Source organism: Pseudomonas atagonensis (assembly GCF_011369485.1).
Taxonomy (GTDB): domain Bacteria; phylum Pseudomonadota; class Gammaproteobacteria; order Pseudomonadales; family Pseudomonadaceae; genus Aquipseudomonas; species Aquipseudomonas atagonensis.
In genome coordinates this window covers 1-714 of the sequence record NZ_VXCA01000068.1, presented here as the reverse complement: position 1 = coordinate 714, position 714 = coordinate 1, and the positions used below count along the sequence as shown (strand labels likewise).

Annotated in this window: 1 protein-coding gene; it reads right to left on the bottom strand. The window is 60.4% G+C overall.

The annotated features are described in order from the left end of the window. Nucleotides 1-714: DUF1329 domain-containing protein (locus F2P67_RS27510; protein ID WP_166226394.1), on the bottom strand; the 714-nt coding region annotated here is incomplete at both ends.

The window sequence follows — 714 nt, the reverse complement described above, 5'->3', positions numbered from 1 at the left end:
TGTATGTCGTCGACGTGTGTTCTGGGTAGGATGTGGCGGGACTGGCTGAAGTGGCCCACAGTTGTCCGCGACCGTCGTAATGGTCGGCCAGTGCGACCTGCCAGCTGTCTTCGTCGATGTACATGTGGCGTTTGGCGTAGATGTGCCGCTCGCTCGGCTTGACCGTACCGATCACTTCCCACACGCGGTGCAGCTCATAACGCGTCAGGTCCTGGTTGATGTGGCCGGCCTTGACGATGTCGTCGTACTTGAGGCTTGGCGAGTCGAGTTTGTAGCTGTTATAGGGGATGTACATTTCTTTCTTGCCGACCAGTTTCCAGTCGTACCGATCCGGGGCGCCGGAGAACATGTCGAAGTTGTCCGAAGTGCGCAGGCCATCGGCCGCAGTACCCGGGCCGTCATACGCCACTTGCGGTGCACGCCGCACGCGACGCTGACCGGCGTTGTAGATCCACGCCAGACGCGGCTCCTTAACCTGATCGAGGGTCTCGTGCACCAGCAGCACGTTACCCGCCAGACGCGCTGGCGCCGTTACCGATTGCTTGAAGAAGGTCAGCACGTTGGCCGCTTTTTCCGGGTCGAGATCCTTCATCAGTTGCGGCACGGCGATCTCTTCTTCGAAGCGGATCGGCGTGTAGCTGCCGTTGGTCTGCGGCGTCACCTGGGTGATGATGCGTTTGACGTTGCCGCCGTGGTAACGGGTGATGTGGTTCC